This is a genomic window from Haloglomus litoreum (assembly GCF_029338515.1).
GTDB lineage: Archaea > Halobacteriota > Halobacteria > Halobacteriales > Haloarculaceae > Haloglomus > Haloglomus litoreum.
Map to the genome: position 1 here is coordinate 2,101,663 of NZ_CP119988.1, position 16,709 is coordinate 2,118,371.

General features: G+C 70.4%; 21 protein-coding genes. 8 read left to right on the top strand and 13 right to left on the bottom strand.

What is annotated here, in order from left to right:
• Window positions 1-72: 72 nt before the first annotated feature.
• The 3 genes from P2T62_RS10420 to P2T62_RS10430 all read left to right on the top strand — a co-directional run bounded on the left by P2T62_RS10420 (window position 73) and on the right by P2T62_RS10430 (window position 1,782).
• Entirely contained in the window at window positions 73-747 is a 675-nt protein-coding gene (locus tag P2T62_RS10420; RefSeq protein ID WP_276261331.1) for a carbonic anhydrase, read from the top strand.
• 233 nt (window positions 748-980) lie between these two features.
• Complete coding sequence (locus tag P2T62_RS10425) at window positions 981-1,436, top strand: DUF7344 domain-containing protein (protein ID WP_276261332.1); 456 nt, start codon at window positions 981-983, stop codon at window positions 1,434-1,436.
• The gene (locus P2T62_RS10430; protein ID WP_276261333.1) at window positions 1,420-1,782 is read left to right on the top strand and encodes a HalOD1 output domain-containing protein; all 363 of its coding nucleotides are present in this window, start codon (window positions 1,420-1,422) and stop codon (window positions 1,780-1,782) included. Before P2T62_RS10425 ends, P2T62_RS10430 begins: the two co-directional genes overlap by 17 nt.
• 152 nt (window positions 1,783-1,934) lie before the next feature.
• Here P2T62_RS10430 and P2T62_RS10435 read toward each other — a convergent pair whose 3' ends face one another.
• The 3 genes from P2T62_RS10435 to P2T62_RS10445 form a co-directional block, all read right to left on the bottom strand.
• Complete coding sequence (locus tag P2T62_RS10435; protein ID WP_276261334.1) at window positions 1,935-2,345, bottom strand: DoxX family protein; 411 nt, start codon at window positions 2,343-2,345, stop codon at window positions 1,935-1,937.
• Window positions 2,346-2,424: 79 nt separating this feature from the next.
• Window positions 2,425-2,748 (bottom strand): chorismate mutase, encoded by a 324-nt coding sequence (locus P2T62_RS10440; RefSeq protein ID WP_420028427.1) that lies wholly within the window; start codon window positions 2,746-2,748, stop codon window positions 2,425-2,427.
• A gap of 22 nt (window positions 2,749-2,770) precedes the next feature.
• The gene (locus tag P2T62_RS10445) at window positions 2,771-3,691 is read right to left on the bottom strand and encodes a shikimate kinase (protein ID WP_276261335.1); all 921 of its coding nucleotides are present in this window, start codon (window positions 3,689-3,691) and stop codon (window positions 2,771-2,773) included.
• A 238-nt stretch (window positions 3,692-3,929) separates the two neighbouring features.
• Here P2T62_RS10445 and P2T62_RS10450 point away from each other — a divergent pair, with 238 nt between their 5' ends.
• Genes P2T62_RS10450 through P2T62_RS10460 form a run of 3 tightly spaced genes read left to right on the top strand, consistent with a single transcriptional unit; the run spans window position 3,930 to window position 5,604 of the window.
• Window positions 3,930-4,148: a DUF8099 family protein gene (locus P2T62_RS10450; RefSeq protein ID WP_276261336.1), complete on the top strand. Its 219-nt coding sequence runs from the start codon at window positions 3,930-3,932 to the stop codon at window positions 4,146-4,148.
• Window position 4,149: 1 nt separating this feature from the next.
• Window positions 4,150-5,112: a DUF5794 domain-containing protein gene (locus P2T62_RS10455; protein ID WP_276261337.1), complete on the top strand. Its 963-nt coding sequence runs from the start codon at window positions 4,150-4,152 to the stop codon at window positions 5,110-5,112.
• A gap of 39 nt (window positions 5,113-5,151) precedes the next feature.
• On the top strand, window positions 5,152-5,604 hold the full coding sequence (locus tag P2T62_RS10460; protein WP_276261338.1) for a hypothetical protein: 453 nt from the start codon (window positions 5,152-5,154) through the stop codon (window positions 5,602-5,604).
• 25 nt (window positions 5,605-5,629) lie between these two features.
• Here the strand turns inward: P2T62_RS10460 and P2T62_RS10465 are convergent, their stop codons facing one another.
• On the bottom strand, window positions 5,630-6,259 hold the full coding sequence (locus tag P2T62_RS10465) for a uracil-DNA glycosylase family protein (protein ID WP_276261339.1): 630 nt from the start codon (window positions 6,257-6,259) through the stop codon (window positions 5,630-5,632).
• Between the two features lie 97 nt (window positions 6,260-6,356).
• Here P2T62_RS10465 and P2T62_RS10470 point away from each other — a divergent pair, with 97 nt between their 5' ends.
• Window positions 6,357-7,184 carry an enoyl-CoA hydratase/isomerase family protein gene (locus tag P2T62_RS10470; RefSeq protein WP_276261340.1) on the top strand — a complete coding sequence of 276 codons (828 nt, stop codon included), beginning with the start codon at window positions 6,357-6,359 and terminating at the stop codon, window positions 7,182-7,184.
• A gap of 6 nt (window positions 7,185-7,190) precedes the next feature.
• Here the strand turns inward: P2T62_RS10470 and P2T62_RS10475 are convergent, their stop codons facing one another.
• The 9 genes from P2T62_RS10475 to P2T62_RS10515 form a co-directional block, all read right to left on the bottom strand.
• On the bottom strand, window positions 7,191-7,724 hold the full coding sequence (locus P2T62_RS10475) for a hypothetical protein (protein WP_276261341.1): 534 nt from the start codon (window positions 7,722-7,724) through the stop codon (window positions 7,191-7,193).
• A gap of 165 nt (window positions 7,725-7,889) precedes the next feature.
• Window positions 7,890-8,081 carry a hypothetical protein gene (locus tag P2T62_RS10480; RefSeq protein ID WP_276261342.1) on the bottom strand — a complete coding sequence of 64 codons (192 nt, stop codon included), beginning with the start codon at window positions 8,079-8,081 and terminating at the stop codon, window positions 7,890-7,892.
• Window positions 8,082-8,120: 39 nt separating this feature from the next.
• On the bottom strand, window positions 8,121-8,525 hold the full coding sequence (locus P2T62_RS10485) for a hypothetical protein (protein WP_276261343.1): 405 nt from the start codon (window positions 8,523-8,525) through the stop codon (window positions 8,121-8,123).
• Between the two features lie 720 nt (window positions 8,526-9,245).
• Window positions 9,246-10,448 (bottom strand): alpha-hydroxy-acid oxidizing protein, encoded by a 1,203-nt coding sequence (locus P2T62_RS10490; RefSeq protein WP_276261344.1) that lies wholly within the window; start codon window positions 10,446-10,448, stop codon window positions 9,246-9,248.
• Window positions 10,449-10,786: 338 nt separating this feature from the next.
• The gene (gene mvaD, locus P2T62_RS10495) at window positions 10,787-11,749 is read right to left on the bottom strand and encodes a phosphomevalonate decarboxylase MvaD (RefSeq protein WP_276261345.1); all 963 of its coding nucleotides are present in this window, start codon (window positions 11,747-11,749) and stop codon (window positions 10,787-10,789) included.
• A 55-nt stretch (window positions 11,750-11,804) separates the two neighbouring features.
• Window positions 11,805-12,284, bottom strand: a complete 480-nt coding sequence (locus tag P2T62_RS10500; RefSeq protein WP_276261346.1) for a hypothetical protein — start codon at window positions 12,282-12,284, stop codon at window positions 11,805-11,807.
• A gap of 72 nt (window positions 12,285-12,356) precedes the next feature.
• Complete coding sequence (locus P2T62_RS10505; protein ID WP_276261347.1) at window positions 12,357-13,037, bottom strand: DUF1330 domain-containing protein; 681 nt, start codon at window positions 13,035-13,037, stop codon at window positions 12,357-12,359.
• 117 nt (window positions 13,038-13,154) lie between these two features.
• Window positions 13,155-14,414, bottom strand: coding sequence for a Glu/Leu/Phe/Val family dehydrogenase (locus P2T62_RS10510; protein WP_276261348.1), 1,260 nt, complete (start codon window positions 14,412-14,414; stop codon window positions 13,155-13,157).
• A gap of 170 nt (window positions 14,415-14,584) precedes the next feature.
• The gene (locus P2T62_RS10515; RefSeq protein ID WP_276261349.1) at window positions 14,585-15,457 is read right to left on the bottom strand and encodes an HpcH/HpaI aldolase/citrate lyase family protein; all 873 of its coding nucleotides are present in this window, start codon (window positions 15,455-15,457) and stop codon (window positions 14,585-14,587) included.
• Window positions 15,458-15,609: 152 nt separating this feature from the next.
• Between P2T62_RS10515 and P2T62_RS10520 the strand changes: the two genes are divergently transcribed.
• Complete coding sequence (locus P2T62_RS10520; protein ID WP_276261350.1) at window positions 15,610-16,698, top strand: ATP-NAD kinase family protein; 1,089 nt, start codon at window positions 15,610-15,612, stop codon at window positions 16,696-16,698.
• Window positions 16,699-16,709 lie beyond the last annotated feature (11 nt).

Consider the following 16,709-nt stretch of genomic DNA (forward strand, 5'->3'; position numbering starts at 1 on the left):
TCACGACCGCACCGTGTGTGTGGGCCGTTCCCGACCGATGGATATACCCGGGCGTCACGCACCCACTTCCGCATGGAGACTCTGGTCGAACTCCTTCGGCGTAACGCCGACCACGCCGACGCCTTCGCCTCCCGGTTCGACGAGGTCCAGGACGGCCAGCGGCCGGACGCCGTCACGGTCTGCTGTTCGGACTCACGGGTCCTCCAGGACCGGATGTGGGAGAACGACGAGCCCGGCCACCTGTTCACCGTCGGCAACATCGGCAACCGCGTCGTCCAGCGCGTGGACGACCAGATCGTCTCCGGCGACGTCCTCTACCCGCTCGCGCACACCGGCACGAACACGGCCGTCGTCGTCGGGCACACCGGCTGTGGTGCGGTCACGGCGACCTACGACGCCCTCACGGGGGAGGTGTCCGACGCGCCCGGCATCGAGCACTGCCTCGCGATGCTCAGCCCGCACCTGGCGCCGGGCGTCCAGGCGCTCCCCGACGACCTCTCACGGGCCGACGCCGTCAACCACCTCGTCGAGTACAACGTCGACCGGCAGGTCGAGTTCCTCCGCGAGAGCGACGACGTCGACGACGACGTGGACATCGCCGGCGTCGTCTACGACTTCCAGGACGTCTACGGCGGCCAACGGGGACAGGTCCACGTCGTCAACGTCGATGGCGAGCACGACGTGACCGCGCTGCGGGAGGCACATCCCGAGTTCGCCGACCGCATCCGGCGGCTGTGGGAGTACTGAACCGTGGGCGGCCGGACTCCCGGCAGACGAGGTGTTGGACCCCGAGATCCCGCCACCATTGGAATCTGCGACAGTTGACCGGAACCGCGTGGTCCATCCAGCGGGTGGATGCGGCACGTCCACCACGTTCAGTTCGATTCGACTGGAACACCAATCAGGGACACGGACGGGTGTGTCGTGTGAGGAACAGAGTGAATGGGGGGGGTTATCCGTCCCTGTGACCACCTCCGTGTATGAGTGACGAGGACGGCGCCGCACGGAATAGAGAGGAGGAGCCGTTCGCGACCGATGCTTCCACGCGGGGGTCGCTCCCACCAGACATCCTCGACGCCGACCACGTGTACTCGGCGTTGAACCATCCCCGCCGACGCTACCTCTGCTACACCCTGCTCGAGGACACCGAGTGGTCGTTGGCGGACCTGGCGACGAAGATCGCCGCATGGGAGAGCGACGTGCCCGAACACGAAGTACGAGAGGACAAGCGCGATGCGGTGTACGTCTCGCTCTACCACGCTCACGTCCCGAAGCTCGTCGAAGAGGACATCATCACCTTCGATGCGGCGACGGAGACGATCACGGTCGCCGAGCACGCCGAACAGGTCCTGGCCGCGCTCGAAGGCATCGGTGGCAGTCTCGACTTCAGTCAGGAGACGCACGCACGGAGTGAGATGGATGACCGGGAAGAGTGACAGCGGAACGAGGAGCGACGACGACCCAGCCAGTGGTGCCGACACACACTGGTCGCAGGTGGCACAGCGTCACTACGAACCCGACGGTCGGGGGGGACTCACGACCACCATCGTCTCCGCCATCGCGGAGGTCGAGGGGGTCTCCCCGACTGACCTGAAATCGCCACCGCTGTACGAATCCGTAGATGTTTCAGCCATCGAGGATGCGTTCTTCGGGCGGGACGTGGAGGAAGCGTCTCGACAAGGTGTCGGGACGGTCGAGTTCCAGTACACCCGGTACCTCGTGAAGGTCAGGAGTGACGGCTGGATCCAGGTCTACGAGCCCTCCGAAGCCGAGGAGGTGTGACCGACCCCCTGTCGGTCGTGGTCTCGGACCGTCCCCAGCCACTGACACCCGTGACGATGCCGCCCGGAACGACGCGAGCGTCCGTCCGATGTCGTGAACGGCGCACCTGCTGACGAGTTCTCGATATGGTCCCGGAGGCCGATTCGGCCAGGTTACTCGTCGGCGTCCGTGTACCAGTACGCCCACAGCACCAGGACCGCCTGGAGCGGGAGTCGCGCGTACAGCAGCGCGTCGGAGTCGGCCCAGTCGGGCGCGCCCGGCAGTTCGAGGTCCCCGACGGCCATGTAGATGTTCGCGGGGAACACCGCTGCGAGCAGGAGCATGATGCCGACCGCGGCGCGGTGGCGCGTCCGCTCGAACAGGACGCCGACCCCGAGCGCGATCTCGGCCGCCCCAGAGAGGTAGACCAGCGCCTTCGGCGCGGGCAACTGCGGGGGCACGATGTACTCGAACGGCTTCGGCGACAGGAAATGCAACACCCCCACGAGGGCGTACGTGACCCCCATGACGTACCGGAGTGGCCGCTTGTACTGTGCGAGTCCGCCCTCGGCAGCGTCGGTCATCGAGTCTGGAGTCGGAACCCCGGGACAAGAGGGTTGCCACACTGGGTGCGGACCGCCCCCAGCCGCCTGCCGGTACCGTTCAGCGTGACTCCCGCTGCTCGACCTTGTTCAGCTCGATGAGCAGTCGGAACACCGCCTTGACGAGGTTCGAGTCGACGTCGAACCGTTCGGCGTTCTCGCCGGCCCGGTCCATCACGGCCTGCTCCTGGTCCTCGTCGGTCGTCGGCCGGCCCTCCTCGCGCTTGACGGCGGCGATGGATTCGGCGACGTACGTCCGCTGGGCGATGAGCTCGACGATCTCCCGGTCGATGTCCCGTATCTCCCGGCGGAGTTCGTCCAGGTCCATCTCCTCGACCGCTATCTCCCCGTCCTGTGCCTCGTCGTCCGTGTCGGCGTCACTCATGAGTTGGTGTCCTCCGCTGCAGTTATCGCTCTACCGTCCCGCCCGCAGTGTCCAGCGTCAGTCGGCGCGTCGTTCCCTCTCGCTCCTGCCAGCGTGCCTCGACCGGGTCCAGCCCGGCGTCGGTCCCGACCGCGACGAACGAGGGTCCGGTCCCCGAGAGCGAAGCCCCCGCAGCGTCCGGGAGCGCCTCGACCGCCGGGTCGGCCGTGAAGCCCAGCGCCGCACAGAAGGCGAAGCCGTTGACCGTCATCGCGCGGGCGTACTCGCCGTCGAGCGCGAGTTCGCGCACGAGGTCGGCGACGGGCGCGATGCGCTCGCAGCGCCCCACGTCCGCATCGGCCGAGAACGCGCGCTCGTCGGGCGTCCAGACGAGTGCCCGCCACGCGGTCGGGAGCGTCTCCCGCGAGAGCAGCGCGTCCTCGGTGTTGTCCGTCACCGTCACCCCGCCAAGCATCGAGGCCGAGGCGTCGTCGAACGCGCCCGTCACCGTGACACCGGCGTCGCGCGCGGCCTGGACGCCGAGGCGGCAGGCGGCCGCACGAGTGGGGGCGTCCGGGGCCGCGCGCTCGTCGTCCGGGAGCGCGTCCGCGGGTGCCCGGTCGAGTGCGTCGAGCGTCGCCAGCACGGTCGCGTTCGCCGCGGCGGACGAGGACTTGAGCCCGGCCGCCATCGGCACCTCGCTCTCGGTGCGGACGTGTCCGCCGCTCGGCCCGTCGTCCGTCGGCTGCCCGCCCCCGTGTCGCTCCAGAACCAGTTCCACGCACCGCTCGACGAGTCGCGTGTCCGCGTCCGGCGCGCCCGCGATCTCGGCGGTCACGCGCCCCGAGTCATCGAGTTCGACCGACGCCCGCGTCCGGGCGTCGATGGCGAAGGCACTCCCGGACCCGTTGGCGAGCGCGTTCAGGACCGTCCCCGCGCCGGGCGCGGCTGCGCGACCCTCCATCGGCCGTCGGTCGGTGGGGGGCACACTAAGCCATGGCGGTCGGGGCGGTTGCTGCGGATGCGCGCTCGCGGGGGTCGGCCGCTCCTCGCCCCGGGTGTGTGATCGCTTGCCACACGTCCACTCCTGTACATGGAAGTGGATGAACGTCGTTCGTTCCCCGGCTCTCGATCGTGAACGCGAGTGCAGTGGGGGCGAGTCTCACACAACGTTTAGTACCCAGCAAGTATTGCCTTCCCACATGGACTTCGCCAGTCCCGTCGCATCGCGTATCGCCGGGGAGCCGACCGACTCCTTCAGCACCGGCAAGACATTCGCGACGTGGACATTCAATACGGCGAAGAACCCCTTCGCGGCCAAGCGACAGTTCAACGCGTCCATGCACTCGGGCATGGCCCCTGTCGTGAGGTATCGCGAGGAACATCACCCATCGGCCTCGGGTGAGGGCCTGTCGTCGTGAGATGAGCGTCTCTCGCCACCCGGTCGCCCTCCGCCTCGAACAGCACGTCGGCCGCGGAACGCGGCTGCTCGCGACCGTCATGCTGCTGCCGCTCATCGACGGGATCTTCCCCGCCCTCGTACTGGCGGGTGGGGTCGACGACCTGACCGGCATCCTCGAGGTCGGCCTGCTCGTGTTCGGTGGCTCGGCCACCGTCGCGGTCATCCTCGCCGAGATGGACGGCAGCCGCCGCGAACAGGTCTCGTCCGTCCTCCTGGTGGGGGTCGGCGTCGTCTCGCTGGCCGCAGTCGAGGCCGCACTCGCGCCGACCATCGAGACGCTCCTGAACCTGACCATCTTCAGCCGGTTCGCCGCGCTGGTCATCCTCGCGGTCGCCGCGAAGACCGCCTCGGCCACCGTGGGCGAGTACCTTCCCAGCCCGGCGGTCATCATCGGGCTCGGGCTCGTCGCCAGCGCCGACCCCTCCGGTGCGAGTCTCGAGATCGTCACCGACCCGTGGCTCGTCGCCCGAGGGGCAGCGGCCGGCGGGGTCGGCGTCGCGTTCGCGCTCGGCGTCGCCCTGTTCGGCCCCTGGCTCCGCGGGGTCGTCGACCTCGACCGCTTCCGCTTCGGCAGCGCCGTCGCGCTCGGCGTCCTCCCGCTGTCCATCCTCGAGCTCATCCCGGCGAACGCGCCGCTCGCACTCGCGGTGCTGGGCATCACGTCCCTGCTGGCGTTCGACCCCGACGGCCGCGGCGGGCCGCTCCCGGCCGATGAGGCCGAGGGCCCCGTCGCGGAGGACGAGCCGCTCGGGCCCATCGTGGCCGCGGACGGCGAGGGCGGCGCCGGTGACGCGGAGGTGGCCATCGAGAACGTCGACCCCGACGCGACGCCGCGTGTCGACGCGGTCGCCCCGGACGAGGCCGACGACGAGGTCGACCACACCCCCGGTATCTCCGACGGCGACCGGGCGCCGTGGCTGTGAGGACCGCAGCTACTTGCCCGTCGGTCACCTGGCACGGGCATGGGGACGCACGAGACGGTCACCTTCCGGACCGACATGACGGCCCACGAGGTGGCCGCGAACTGGCCCGCGGACGACCTGACCTGGATGCGGAACGCCCGTCACCACGACGGCGCCTTCTCCTGCCTGCTGACCTCGCACGTCGGGCGAGAGCCGGAAGCGCTGGCGGCCGCGCTGCTCGATGGCTTCCCGTCGGTCGAACGCGTCGCATGGACCCAGCTCCAGAACACGGAGGACGCCTGCCTGGCCGTCGTCTACGAGCGGCCGCCCCCTCACGAGGCGGATGCGGTCGACGCCTGGCGGGTTCTCCGGGTGGCCTCGGGGCCGTTCTACTGGGACCTCGCCCGCGACGCCGTCCGCGAGCAGACTGGCATCCCGGTCCAGACGTGGTACGAGATCACGGACGGCGACTCGGACATCCGGACGATGCCCCGCGAGGAGACGCCGTACTGAGTCGGCCCGTCGTGCCTCCACGGACTCACCCGACCGTCGTCGCGACGCCCTTCGTCTGCCGGTAGTCCCGGTCGAGAATGGTCTCCAGCCGCTCCACGAGCGCCCGCTCGTCCGCGGGTGTCCACCCCGAGGGCTCGGCCACGGGGACCAGCAGGAACCCCCTCCCCGTCACCTCCTGGGCGTGCAGCGCGGCCGCCTCGGTCGGCAGCCGGTCGGCGAGCGCGGTGTGCTCGCGGAGTCCGTACCCGAGCGCCCGGTCGCCCACGAGGACGAGGATGTGGGCGTTCACGGCCCGGAGCTCCGCGTCGAGGTAGCGCTCGGCGTCGGCGTACGCCGCCTCGTCGGGGTCGAGGGAACCGTCGGCTCGCTCCCCGATCCGCCACACCTCCGGGTGTGCGTACGAGCAGAAGCAGTTCCAGCAGTCGGGACGGTCCGCGTACGGTTCGGCCAGCAGCCCGACCGCGTGCAGGACCCGCTGCAGTCGGACGCCGGCGACGGACTCCGTGAACGGGACGCCCGTCCCCTCCCCACCGTGTCGGCCGGGATGGTCGCCGACGACGTGGACGTCGGCGTTGGCGTCCCCGTACCCGGGGACCGCGCGACCGTAGTAGCGGATGCCGAACGGGTTCGACACCTCCGACGTGACGTTCTCCACGGGCCCCTGTAGACGTGCCCGGGATATGAGCGTCGCGACGACGGCAGGCCACGCCAGCGGCGCAAGGGGCAAGCCCCCGGCCCCCGAGGCGGTTCCCATGACGGACGCATCCGGCGCTGCGGCCGACCGTGCACCCGACAGCGACGTGCTGGACGTCGAGTACACCCACGAACACGTCGCGCGGGTGATGTTGGCGCGCCCCGACTCGCTGAACGCGTACAACGAGGCGCTCCTGCACGACCTCGTCCCGACGCTCGACGCACTGGACGACGCCCGCGAGATCAGGGCCATCGTCCTCACCGGCGAAGGGGACGGGTTCTGTGCGGGCGTCGACCTCGACGAGATGCCGCTCTCGGCGGAGCAGGACCTCGCCGAGTACGAGGCCGGCCTCGGGATGTTCCAGAACGTGGTGGTCACACTGCGCGGGATGGGCACGCCGGTCGTCGCCGCGGTCAACGGCTACGCGATGGGCGCGGGATGCGACACGGCGCTGGCCTGCGACTTCCGCATCGCCGGGGAGTCCGCGACCATGGCCGAGACGTTCGTCGATGTCGGGTTCGTCCCGGGCGACGGGGGGGCCTACCTCCTGCCGCGCATCGTCGGTGAGGCGAAGGCGAAGGAGCTCATCATGACCGGCAAGCACGTCTCCGGCGCGGACCTCGTCGAGTGGGGCCTGGCCCGCGAGTGCGTTCCCGACGACGAGTTGCAAGAGACCGCAACCGAGTTCGCCGCGGAACTGGCCTCGGGGCCGCCCGTCGCCCTCGCGGAGTCGAAGGCGCTGGTCAACGAGGCGTTCGACGTGGACCTGGAGACGGCCCACCAGCACGCCACCCGTGCCCAGCGCATCTGCTCGCAGACCGACGACCACGAGGAGGCGGTGCAGGCGTTCGCGGAGGACCGCGAGCCGGAGTTCGAGGGGCGGTGAACGAGGTCAGCGGGGCTCCGAGCGCTCGAACGGCTCGTCGTCGGGCTCGTCGACCCCACCAGCGGGGGACGCGGTGACCGGAGTCTGCCGCTCGACGCGGAGTGCCTCGACATCGAGCGTGTACTCCACGCCGGGGAGGACGGTCTCGCCGCGGTACGTCCGGACCGCCGCGACGACGGCCAGGAAGAGGAGCACCGTGGAGAGGGGATCGAACAGCGTGCCGAGACCGACGCTGAACCCGTAGACGAGGTCGAAGAGGACGCTCTGGACGAGACCGACCCCGTACAGGGCGATGCTCCCCCATTTGACGACGGTCATGGTGGTCCCGACGGTGATGACCGCGAGGAGGACCGCGATGAGCGTCGCCTCGCCGAGGACGCCGACGACCTGCCCGCCGACGGTACGGAACGGGGTCAGGGGCGTGCCGTTCAGGAGTCGGCTCACGACGTTCACCAGTAGCTGCAGCGCGGCCAGCAGGACGGCGAGCGCCAGGGCGGGTCGTACCAGCGATTCGACGGATGGCATGTCTTCTGTGGACATGTGTCCATGATTCGCTCTGAGAATGATAAGCAAGGCCACCGTACCGCCGGTGCAACGGGACGATGAGTCCGAACGCCGGTCATCGGTGGGCCTCCGTGGCCGCAGGTGGTCCGGAGACCGTGGTGGCCCGGTCCTCACCCTGGGGTCTGCGTGCCGTGGCTGGCCTCAATCGTCGCCCGGCCGGCCGCGCGAGGCGACCACGACCATGGCGACGACCGCCATGACGGCGGCGACCGCGGGGTAGCTGACGACCGCCATCGCGGCGAAGGGGGCGACCGTGAAGGCGACCACGTATCGGACGGGCGGGGCCCGTCGGTGCTGTGCGCGTGCTGCTTCGTAGTGTGCGTCTGCTTGCATCGGTGGAGGGTGTCAGCGGGGACTGGACTCCCGGGCCAGTCAGCCGTGGTCTCGGGGTGGGTCGGTGCCCTCGTCCGCCGTCTCGGTATCGCGCTTCTCGTCGTCGCGCTCGCGTTCGTACTCGACGGCGACGGCGTGGACCGCCTCGACGCCGAAGGCGTCGGCGACGTGGGCGGTCATGGCGTCGGCGTCGCGGGCGCCGAACGCGCCCTCGATGCGGGCGGTCACGTCGACGTAGATGTCGAGCGAGCCCGGGCGGACCAGGTCGATCTCGCCGACGTCGACGACCGCCGCGCCGTCGATGCCGGCGAGGACGTCGGCGACGCCGGCCGGGAGGTCCCCCATCTCGCCGCGGGGGACCCGGACCTGGGCGTCGACCTCGACCGCGACCGCGTCGTGTTCGTGCGTCGATTCGTGCTCGGGGTGGGTACCGTACAGTGCCATAAGGGGACCGTGCGGGAGTCGAACCCGCGGCGCCGGCGCGCTCCACCGGGCGGTCCCTGACCGTGGGCGACGCGCCCACGCATCTGGTGTCGGGGTAACGTGCTTCGGGTGTCGGCGGACACCGCCGGAGTCGCCCACCGGGTAGATGGGGACCCCGTTCGGGCGGGCCGCCGGACGGCGATGCCTCTCGGCGAGCGGCGGCCCGACGGCTGGTCGGCCCGACGACCGGTCCCCGCCATCGAAGACGGGATTCCGGGCGACGGGTGTCGGTCGTGCAGTCGATACCTGCTGCCAGCTGGACGGTGAGAGGCGCGAAGGAGAGCGTCGCGGTCGGACCCTCGCGCCCCAGGGGCGCGCCGGGTCCGGAAGACCCGGCGGCCTACGTCAGCTGGGTCGCGAGGGGGTCGCGACGGGTGGCCACATACGACCACACGCCCTCGCCCTCAGCAGCCGTCGCCACGTCGATAGCGGCGCGTCCCCCGATGGGGGCGAACGCGGCGCTGTCGACGGGAGCGGACAGCGATGGGCGATTGCGGATGGTCATGGTGTGGGGCCGGTCGTTCGGGTCTGATGCGAACGTATCCGTTCGTGTGGGAGGATGTGTATTAATAGTTTCTCCGCCGTGTGAGGCCCTAACACTCGAAGATATCGAGATATCCGGGACTCTGTGGGGGAAGTTGTGGCGTAGTGTACGAGTCTGTCGGGTTGGTGGGGAGCGCGCTACCGGTAGCTGGTCGGGTCCCGGAACAGCTGCCGCTCGTCGACGACGAGCGACCGGTCGATGTCGGCCGCGCGCGTCCGGCCGGTCAGACCCATCGTCAGGTCCATGTCCGCGACGAAGTTCTCGCAGACTGCCTCGACCCCGTTCGCCCCGTCGATGGCGAGCCCGTAGATGTACGGCCGCCCCAGGCAGACGGCGTCGGCACCGAGTGCGAGCGCCTTCAGCGCCTCGGCTCCCCGGCGGACGCCCGAGTCGAACAGCACGTCGGCGTCCGTATCGTCGAGTTCGGCGGCGATCCGCGGGAGTGCCTCGATGGCGGCGATGGCGCCGTCTACCTGTCGGCCGCCGTGGTTCGAGACGATGACGCCGTCCGCGCCATGTTCGACCGCACGCCGAGCGTCCGCGGGATGCAGGAGCCCCTTCACCACGACGGGGAGGTCGGTCTGCTCGCGGAGCCAGTCGAGGTCCGCCCACGTCAGCGACGGGTCCCCGAACACGTCGAGGAAGGTCTGGATCGCGCCGAACTCGTTCTCCTCGGGCGGCTGGTCCAGCAGGTCCAGGAACGTCCCGTCGGCGAGGTAGTTCGCCATGCCCTCGCCGTCCAGTTGTGGGACGTACCCCCGCGAGAGGTCGCGCTCCTTCCAGCCCGGGACCGGTGTGTCCACGGTGACGACGATGGCGTCGTAGCCGGCGTCCTCGGCGCGCTCGATGAAGCTCGTGGCGAAGTCGCGCTCGGAGGACCAGTAGAGCTGGAACCACTTCGGCGTCTCCCCCAGCTCGTCGGCCACGTCCTCCAGGGTCTCCGAGGCCACCGATGAGAGGATGACGGGCATCCCGGCCTCGCGGGCCCCCTCGGCGGTCGCCAGTTCGGCGTCCTCGTGGGCGATGGACTGGATGCCGATGGGGGCGAGCATGACGGGGAACGGCAGTTCCTGCCCGCAGACCTCGACCGAGAGGTCGCGCTCGCCCACGTCACGGAGGAAGCGCGGGACGATGCGCCAGCGGTCGAACGCCCGCCGGTTGCGACCGACCGTGTTCTCGCCGCCGGCGCCGCCGGCCACGTAGCCGGCCGCGGCCTCGTCCATCACCTCCAGGGCGGCCTCCTCCAGTTCCTCGAAACGGATGGGGACGTCGGGCTCGATGCCCGCGTGCCCGCTGACGAAGATCTCGCGCTGGCGCTGCTCGCCGATGTTCTCGGGCATGGTCGGGTGTGCGGCTGGCTCCCCCATAACTGTGGGCGGGCCCATGACAACCGACTCACTCTCCGGCCACAGAACGCCCTTGATCCGGTCCTTCGACCGAAAATACACTGCGCCCGCCACACTATCCAACATTCCCCCTGCATCGGCGCGCCATAGGCGCGCCGTTCACCGGCCCGAACGGAGTGAGGGCCGGCCCTTTTTTCCGAACGTTTTTTGCGCAAGCGGATTGCCGGCTACGCCGGCAATCTATTCGCTGGCCGGCAAAGCCGGCCAGCCGGTGACCGATGACGGCCGGCGAAGCCGGCCGTTGAGGTCACCCGCAGCGGAAAAAAGCTCGTTCAGAACAGCGGGTCGTCCACGATGCGGGCGGGGCCCCCGACCTCCCAGACCCGGGTCGGGACGCCGAGGTCATCGATGGCCGCCTGCACCCGGTCGACATCCTCGCGGGTCGTGTTGACGTACACGGAGGCGCCGGTGTCGGTCGAGTAGTAGGCGTCGACACCCTCCTCGCGGAGGTCACGGACCGTCTCGAAGATCTCCAGCGTCTCGGGCTGCCAGTAGACCCAGCCCGCGGGCCCCGTCATCGTGGTGGCGGCCAGCGAGAGCGAGTCCTGCTCGGCCAGTTCGAACGCGCGATGGAAGTCACCCCCGCGGAGCGCATCCCGCATCGTCTGGAGCTGCTCGTGGACGTGCGCGAGCCGGGCCTCGAACATGTGGCTCTCCTCGGCCTCGTCGTGGGCCGCCTGGGTGTGCTTGAACGCCGGTACCTCGCAGCCGACGATGCGTAGCTCCGTCTCGAGCTCCGTCTCGAGTCGGTGCGAGCGGCAGTCCTCGTCGTTGTGGCCCGCCGAGAGGTCCGAGAACGCCCCCGTCACGGAGCGGGCGGCCGAGGCCGACCCGCGGCGTGCGATGGCCGACATCGACGGGTGGTCGAGGTCCAGGCCGGCGGCCCCGCACGCGGCGACCGCGAGCGCCGCGAACCCGGAGGCCGAGGAGCCGAAGCCGATGTTGGTGGGGAAGTTCGACTCGCTCTCCATCCGAACCCGTCTGTCCTCGTCGGCCAACTCGCGGACCCGGTCGACGACCGAGCGGATGCGCTCGGCGCCCTGACCCTCGACGGTTTCGCCGTCCACGACGTAGCGGTCCGCCTCCCGGTCCTCGAATTCGACGGTCGTCCGGGTTCGGGAGGGTGCCGTGCAGACGCTGATGGAATCGTGGTACGGATATCGGAGTTCGTGGTCGCTCATCCCGTGGTACTTGACCAGCCCCTCGATGGGGTGGGCGACGGCGGTGGCCTTCATACCCACCCCGGGGCACGGCGGTCGCTTCAGGCTTCGGGTCCCGGGCTGCCGGCGGCTACGCCACCGGGCCGACGGCCGTCTCGGCCTCGCCCCCATCCGCCTCTCGCCGGTGCGTGCGCCAGCCGGCGACGCCGGCGGTGACGAGGAGGAGTGCGCCCCCGGCGAGCAGGAAGGGTTCGGCCCCGAGGACGAATCTGGTCGTGGTCCCGTCGTGGAGCCGGACCTCGGTGTAGAGCCCCGGTCGCTGCGCGTACTGGCCGACCGCACGGAGCGTGAACAGCAACACGACACTCCCGGCAGCGACCGGAATCGCCCCGAGTCTCCGCCAGCGGATCGCTCCGGCGGCGCCCACGAGGCCCATGCCTCCGAGCACCGCAAGCAGTCGCTCCTCGTGGCTGAGACTCCGGTCCCAGCCGGTCACGATGCGGCCGTCGAACCCGGGTGCCACCTCGACCAGGCTCTGGTGGACGCCCACGACGATGGCCAGGAGCCCGGCGGCCGCGACGCCGACGATAAACAGGTTCCGGCGGTCCATACGTCTCCGACCAGTGCCAGGCACATAACGCTCACGTCGACCGTCCACCGTCCGGGGGTCGCGCTCCCCATCTCAGAGGTCGTCGCGGCGGTAGAGACAGAGCGCGTAGTCCTCGACGACATCGTCGAGTGCGTCACCCAGGGCATCGACGGTCGCGTCGGCGGTCGTCGGGCTCGGTTCCGCGAAGCAGGCGATGCCGGGGTACGAGAGCGGCCGCGGGTCGGCCTGGTCCGTCGGCTCCCCGAGGAAGTCCCAGTCGCTGGTGAGTCGGGTCCCGTAGACGTATGCGCCGCCGGCGTCCGCGAACGCCTCCTCGATGGCCGCGAAGTCACCCTCGTCCACCCGGCCGGTCCGGGGCTCGAAGTGGACCGTCAGGAGGAAGTCGTGCCGGCCCAGCGGCTCGTCGGTGACGGGCGTCGTGAAGCCCGCCTGGAAGTGGGAGATGCCGCGCTCGCGGAGTCCGTTGATCAGCGCATAGTACGGGTTGCCGATCATGAGGAGGAACCGCCGATGCGAGGGGTACTCGACCAGTCCGAACTCCTCGCACTGTCGCTCGCCGTGGTAGGTCCGCTCGTGACGGCCGAACCAGCGTGTCCGCCCCCCGACCGCGCGGATGAGGGGGTACACCGCGGCCGCGTAGCGGCGGTACCACGTCCGGCTCGAGAAGCTCAGCAGGTTCGGGACGTGGACCGGCTCCGGGAGGTCACGCTCGTACGCAGCCGCGAGGGGCCCCGGCAGGAGACGCTCGAGCATGGTTGCGGGGTCGGCGGCGGACGATAAAACGCTACGGGCTTCGGGCCGAGCGAGGCGGCAGGGGTCCGCGGGATGACGAGGGGACATCCCGGGCCTGCGTGGAACGGGGTGGAGGTGTCAGGGCCAGCTCCCGCCCTCGCGGTAGGTCTTGAGGACGCGGTTGATGGCGACGACGTAGGCCGCCGTGCGGAAGTCCGGGATGTCGTAGGACTCGTATGCGTCGATGAGCCCCTCGAAGGCGTCGACGATGTGGCGCTCCAGCTCGTCGTTGACCTTCTCCTCGGACCAGTAGAACCGCTGGCGGTTCTGCACCCACTCGAAGTACGACACCGTCACGCCGCCGGCGTTGGCGAGGATGTCCGGGAGGACGTGGATGCCACGCTCGGTGAGCACGTCATCGGCGTCGGGGGTCAGCGGGCCGTTCGCCGCCTCGACGACGACGTCGGCCTGCACGTCGTGGGCCAGGTCGCCGTCGATGGCGTTCTCCAGCGCCGCCGGGATGAGCAGGTCGACGTCCAGCGTCAGCAGTTCCTCGTTGGTCAGCTCCTCGCTGGCCTCCGAGTAGCCGGTCACGGTGCCCGTCTCGTCCTTGTGGTCCCGGACGGCGGCCGCGTCGAGACCGGCTCCGTCGTAGACGGCGCCCGACGAGTCGGAGACGGCGACGACGTTCGCACCGAGGTCGGACTCGAGGAGCTGAGCGGCGACCGACCCCGCGTTCCCGTAGCCCTGGACCGCGACCGACGCGCCCTCGATGCGCTTGCCGAGGTAGTCGAACGCCTCGCGCGAGGTGAGCATCACCGACCGACCGGTCGCCTCGACGCGCCCCTCGCTCCCACCCGACTCGATGGCCTTGCCCGTGATGACGCCCGGCGCGGTGGTGTTCTCCAGCGTCTCGTAGGTGTCCTTGATCCAGTTCATCTCGCGCTGTCCGGTGTTGACGTCCGGCGCGGGGATGTCCTGATCCTCGCCGATGATGGGGCGGAGCTCCTTCGCGAACGAGCGCGTGAGCCGCTCCAGCTCGTCCATCGACAGGTCGCGGGGGTCGACCGCGATCCCGCCCTTCCCCCCGCCGTAGGGGATATCGACAACGGCGGTCTTGTACACCATCCACCCGGAGAGGGCCTTCACCTCGTCCGCGTCGACGCCCGGGTGGTAGCGGATGCCGCCCTTGTACGGGCCGCGGTCACCGTTGAACTGCGAGCGATAGGCCTTGAACGTGTCCAGGGACCCGTCGTCGAGCTCGATGGTGAGGTTCGTCTCCAGCAGCCGCTCCGGCCGCGAGAGCCGCTGGAGCTCGCCGTCGTCCGCGTCGACGTACTCGGCCGCGTCGCGGATCTGCTCCTGCAGGGACTCGAAGGGGTTCGTCTCCTCGGACATACCACGGCTCTCATCGGGTCGGAGTATAAGCGTGCTGGATTGATAGCACACCCAAGATTCCATATGTGTATTAGGGGCACGATATATCCGGCCCGGCGGGGCGATCCAGCGCCCCGGTCCGAGGTCGACGCCACGGCTCCGTCCGAGGCCCGTCTCGGCCCCTGACCCCGTCAGGCCTCGCCGGGCCAGACGCCGCCGGCCACCGCTCGCTCCCTGACCTGCTCGGCTCGCGCGATGAGCGGCGCGTCGATCATCTCGTCGTCGACGCGGAAGACTCCCACGCCGTCGGCCTCTGCCTCGGCAGCCGCCTCCAGAACGCGCTGGGCCCACTCGATCTGCTCCTCGTCCGGCGTGAAGGCGTCGTTGACGACCGGCACCTGCGCCGGGTGGATGCACATCTTCCCGTCGTAACCGAGGCCGAGCGCGAACGCCGTCTCCTCGGCCAGGGCGTCGTGTTCCCCGATACCGGTGAAGACCGTGTCGAGCGCGTCCACGTCGGCCGCGGCCGCCGCGAGGACGACGTGCTCGCGGGCGTGGAGCACCTCCGTCCCCTCAGGCGTGCGGGTGGCGCCGATGTCGGCCGAGAGGTCCTCGGCGCCGAACGCCACCGCCTCGACGGGGTCGGTGGCGGCGATGGCCTCGGCGTGCAGGACGCCCGCGGCCGACTCGCAGAGCGCGAGGATGGGTACGTCGGCGCGACGCGCCCCCAGCAGGTTGTCCAGGATGCGGACGTCCTCGGCGCGCTCGGCCTTGGGGAGCATCACCGAATCGAGGCGCGGGTCGCCGTCGAGGACGGCCTTCAGGTCCGTCGCCGCGGTGTCGCGGTCCGGCTGGACGGGGTTCACCCGCACACAGACCTCGCAGGACGGGTCGAAGTCGGGGTCGGTCAGCACCTCGTTGACGGCCTCGCGTCCGTCGGCCTTCGCCTCGGGCGCGACGCCGTCCTCCAGGTCGAAGACGACGACGTCGGCGCCCGATTCGGGGGCCTTTCGCATGAGGTCCGGCTGGTCGCCGGGCGAGAACAGGACGCTGCGTCGTGCCATGTCCCGGGCGTCGCCGCGTGACCACTTCAATGCCGCCACCGCTCCCTGGACGGGCGCCCCCGCCATCAACCACAACCGGCCGACCACTCGGATCGGCCACCGACAGAGCGGGTCCCGGAGGAGGTTAGTGGGCGGGGGGCCAACGCCTGGCCATGACGCGCCGGGTCGGGGTCGTGGTCAACCCCATCGCGGGTATGGGTGGACGGGTCGGCCTGAAGGGAACGGACAACAAGGTCGAGGAGGCCCGCCGCCGCGGTGCCGAGCCCCGGGCCTCCGACCGGGCGGCGGAGGCCCTCGAACACCTCCGGCGGCAGGGTGCCGACCTCGAACTCGTCGTCTGGGGCGGGCGGATGGGCGAGGAGCCGGCACTCGCTGCTGGCTTCGACGCCGCGGACCTGACCATCGCCGGCCGGCCCCGCGACCCCGACGAGACGAGCGCCGAGGACACCCGGGCCGCGACCCGCGAGTTCGTCGCCCGAGACGTCGACCTGGTGCTGTTCGTCGGCGGGGACGGGACCGCGGTCGATGTCGCGGAGACCCTGGACGACCTCGGCAGCGAGACGCCGATGCTCGGGGTGCCGGCGGGCGTGAAGGTCTACTCCTCCGTGTTCGCTGTCACGCCCCGGGCGGCCGGCCGCCTTGCGGCGACCTTCGACCGCGTGGAGACCCGTGAGGTCAACGACATCGACGAGGACGCGTACCGCGGTGGCGACGTCCGGACGGACCTGAAGGCGCTCGCCCACGTCCCCGTGGGCGAGGAACTGCAGTCCTCGAAGCAGATCGGCGGCGGCTCCGTCGAGGCGCTGGCCCAGGCCGTCGCGGCCGAGATCCGCGACGACGAGGGCACGACGTACGTCCTCGGTCCGGGGTCGACCGTGGACGCGATCAAGACGGAACTGGGCTTCGACGGCTCGCCGCTGGGCGTCGACGTCTGGCGTGACGGGGAGCTCCTGGTGCGCGATGCCGGCGAGTCCGACATCCTCGAGAACCTCGGCGAGGAGAACGTCATCGTGGTCTCGCCCATCGGGGGCCAGGGGTTCGTCTTCGGCCGCGGGAACGACCAGATCTCGCCGCCGGTCATCCGGCAGTGCGAGGTGACGGTCGTCGCCTCCTCGCGGAAGCTGGAGGAGACGGGAATCCTCCGCGTGGACACGGGCGATACGGACCTGGACGAGGAGCTCCGTGGCTGGCAGCGGGTTCGGGTCGGGAAGTTCGAGCGCCGGCTGATGGAGGTGGTCTGAGGAGTGGGGGG

Excerpts from the sequence above, each read along its gene's own strand:
- P2T62_RS10420 (WP_276261331.1), top strand. The coding sequence starts at position 73 with ATGGAGACTCTGGTCGAACTCCTTCGGCGTAACGCCGACCACGCCGAC.
- P2T62_RS10425 (WP_276261332.1), top strand. The coding sequence starts at position 981 with ATGAGTGACGAGGACGGCGCCGCACGGAATAGAGAGGAGGAGCCGTTC.
- P2T62_RS10430 (WP_276261333.1), top strand. The coding sequence starts at position 1,420 with ATGACCGGGAAGAGTGACAGCGGAACGAGGAGCGACGACGACCCAGCC.
- P2T62_RS10435 (WP_276261334.1), bottom strand. The coding sequence starts at position 2,345 with ATGACCGACGCTGCCGAGGGCGGACTCGCACAGTACAAGCGGCCACTC.
- P2T62_RS10440 (WP_420028427.1), bottom strand. The coding sequence starts at position 2,748 with ATGAGTGACGCCGACACGGACGACGAGGCACAGGACGGGGAGATAGCG.
- P2T62_RS10445 (WP_276261335.1), bottom strand. The coding sequence starts at position 3,691 with ATGGAGGGTCGCGCAGCCGCGCCCGGCGCGGGGACGGTCCTGAACGCG.
- P2T62_RS10450 (WP_276261336.1), top strand. The coding sequence starts at position 3,930 with ATGGACTTCGCCAGTCCCGTCGCATCGCGTATCGCCGGGGAGCCGACC.
- P2T62_RS10455 (WP_276261337.1), top strand. The coding sequence starts at position 4,150 with ATGAGCGTCTCTCGCCACCCGGTCGCCCTCCGCCTCGAACAGCACGTC.
- P2T62_RS10460 (WP_276261338.1), top strand. The coding sequence starts at position 5,152 with ATGGGGACGCACGAGACGGTCACCTTCCGGACCGACATGACGGCCCAC.
- P2T62_RS10470 (WP_276261340.1), top strand. The coding sequence starts at position 6,357 with ATGACGGACGCATCCGGCGCTGCGGCCGACCGTGCACCCGACAGCGAC.
- P2T62_RS10475 (WP_276261341.1), bottom strand. The coding sequence starts at position 7,724 with ATGTCCACAGAAGACATGCCATCCGTCGAATCGCTGGTACGACCCGCC.
- P2T62_RS10480 (WP_276261342.1), bottom strand. The coding sequence starts at position 8,081 with ATGCAAGCAGACGCACACTACGAAGCAGCACGCGCACAGCACCGACGG.
- P2T62_RS10485 (WP_276261343.1), bottom strand. The coding sequence starts at position 8,525 with ATGGCACTGTACGGTACCCACCCCGAGCACGAATCGACGCACGAACAC.
- P2T62_RS10490 (WP_276261344.1), bottom strand. The coding sequence starts at position 10,448 with ATGCCCGAGAACATCGGCGAGCAGCGCCAGCGCGAGATCTTCGTCAGC.
- mvaD (WP_276261345.1), bottom strand. The coding sequence starts at position 11,749 with ATGAAGGCCACCGCCGTCGCCCACCCCATCGAGGGGCTGGTCAAGTAC.
- P2T62_RS10500 (WP_276261346.1), bottom strand. The coding sequence starts at position 12,284 with ATGGACCGCCGGAACCTGTTTATCGTCGGCGTCGCGGCCGCCGGGCTC.
- P2T62_RS10505 (WP_276261347.1), bottom strand. The coding sequence starts at position 13,037 with ATGCTCGAGCGTCTCCTGCCGGGGCCCCTCGCGGCTGCGTACGAGCGT.
- P2T62_RS10510 (WP_276261348.1), bottom strand. The coding sequence starts at position 14,414 with ATGTCCGAGGAGACGAACCCCTTCGAGTCCCTGCAGGAGCAGATCCGC.
- P2T62_RS10515 (WP_276261349.1), bottom strand. The coding sequence starts at position 15,457 with ATGGCACGACGCAGCGTCCTGTTCTCGCCCGGCGACCAGCCGGACCTC.
- P2T62_RS10520 (WP_276261350.1), top strand. The coding sequence starts at position 15,610 with ATGACGCGCCGGGTCGGGGTCGTGGTCAACCCCATCGCGGGTATGGGT.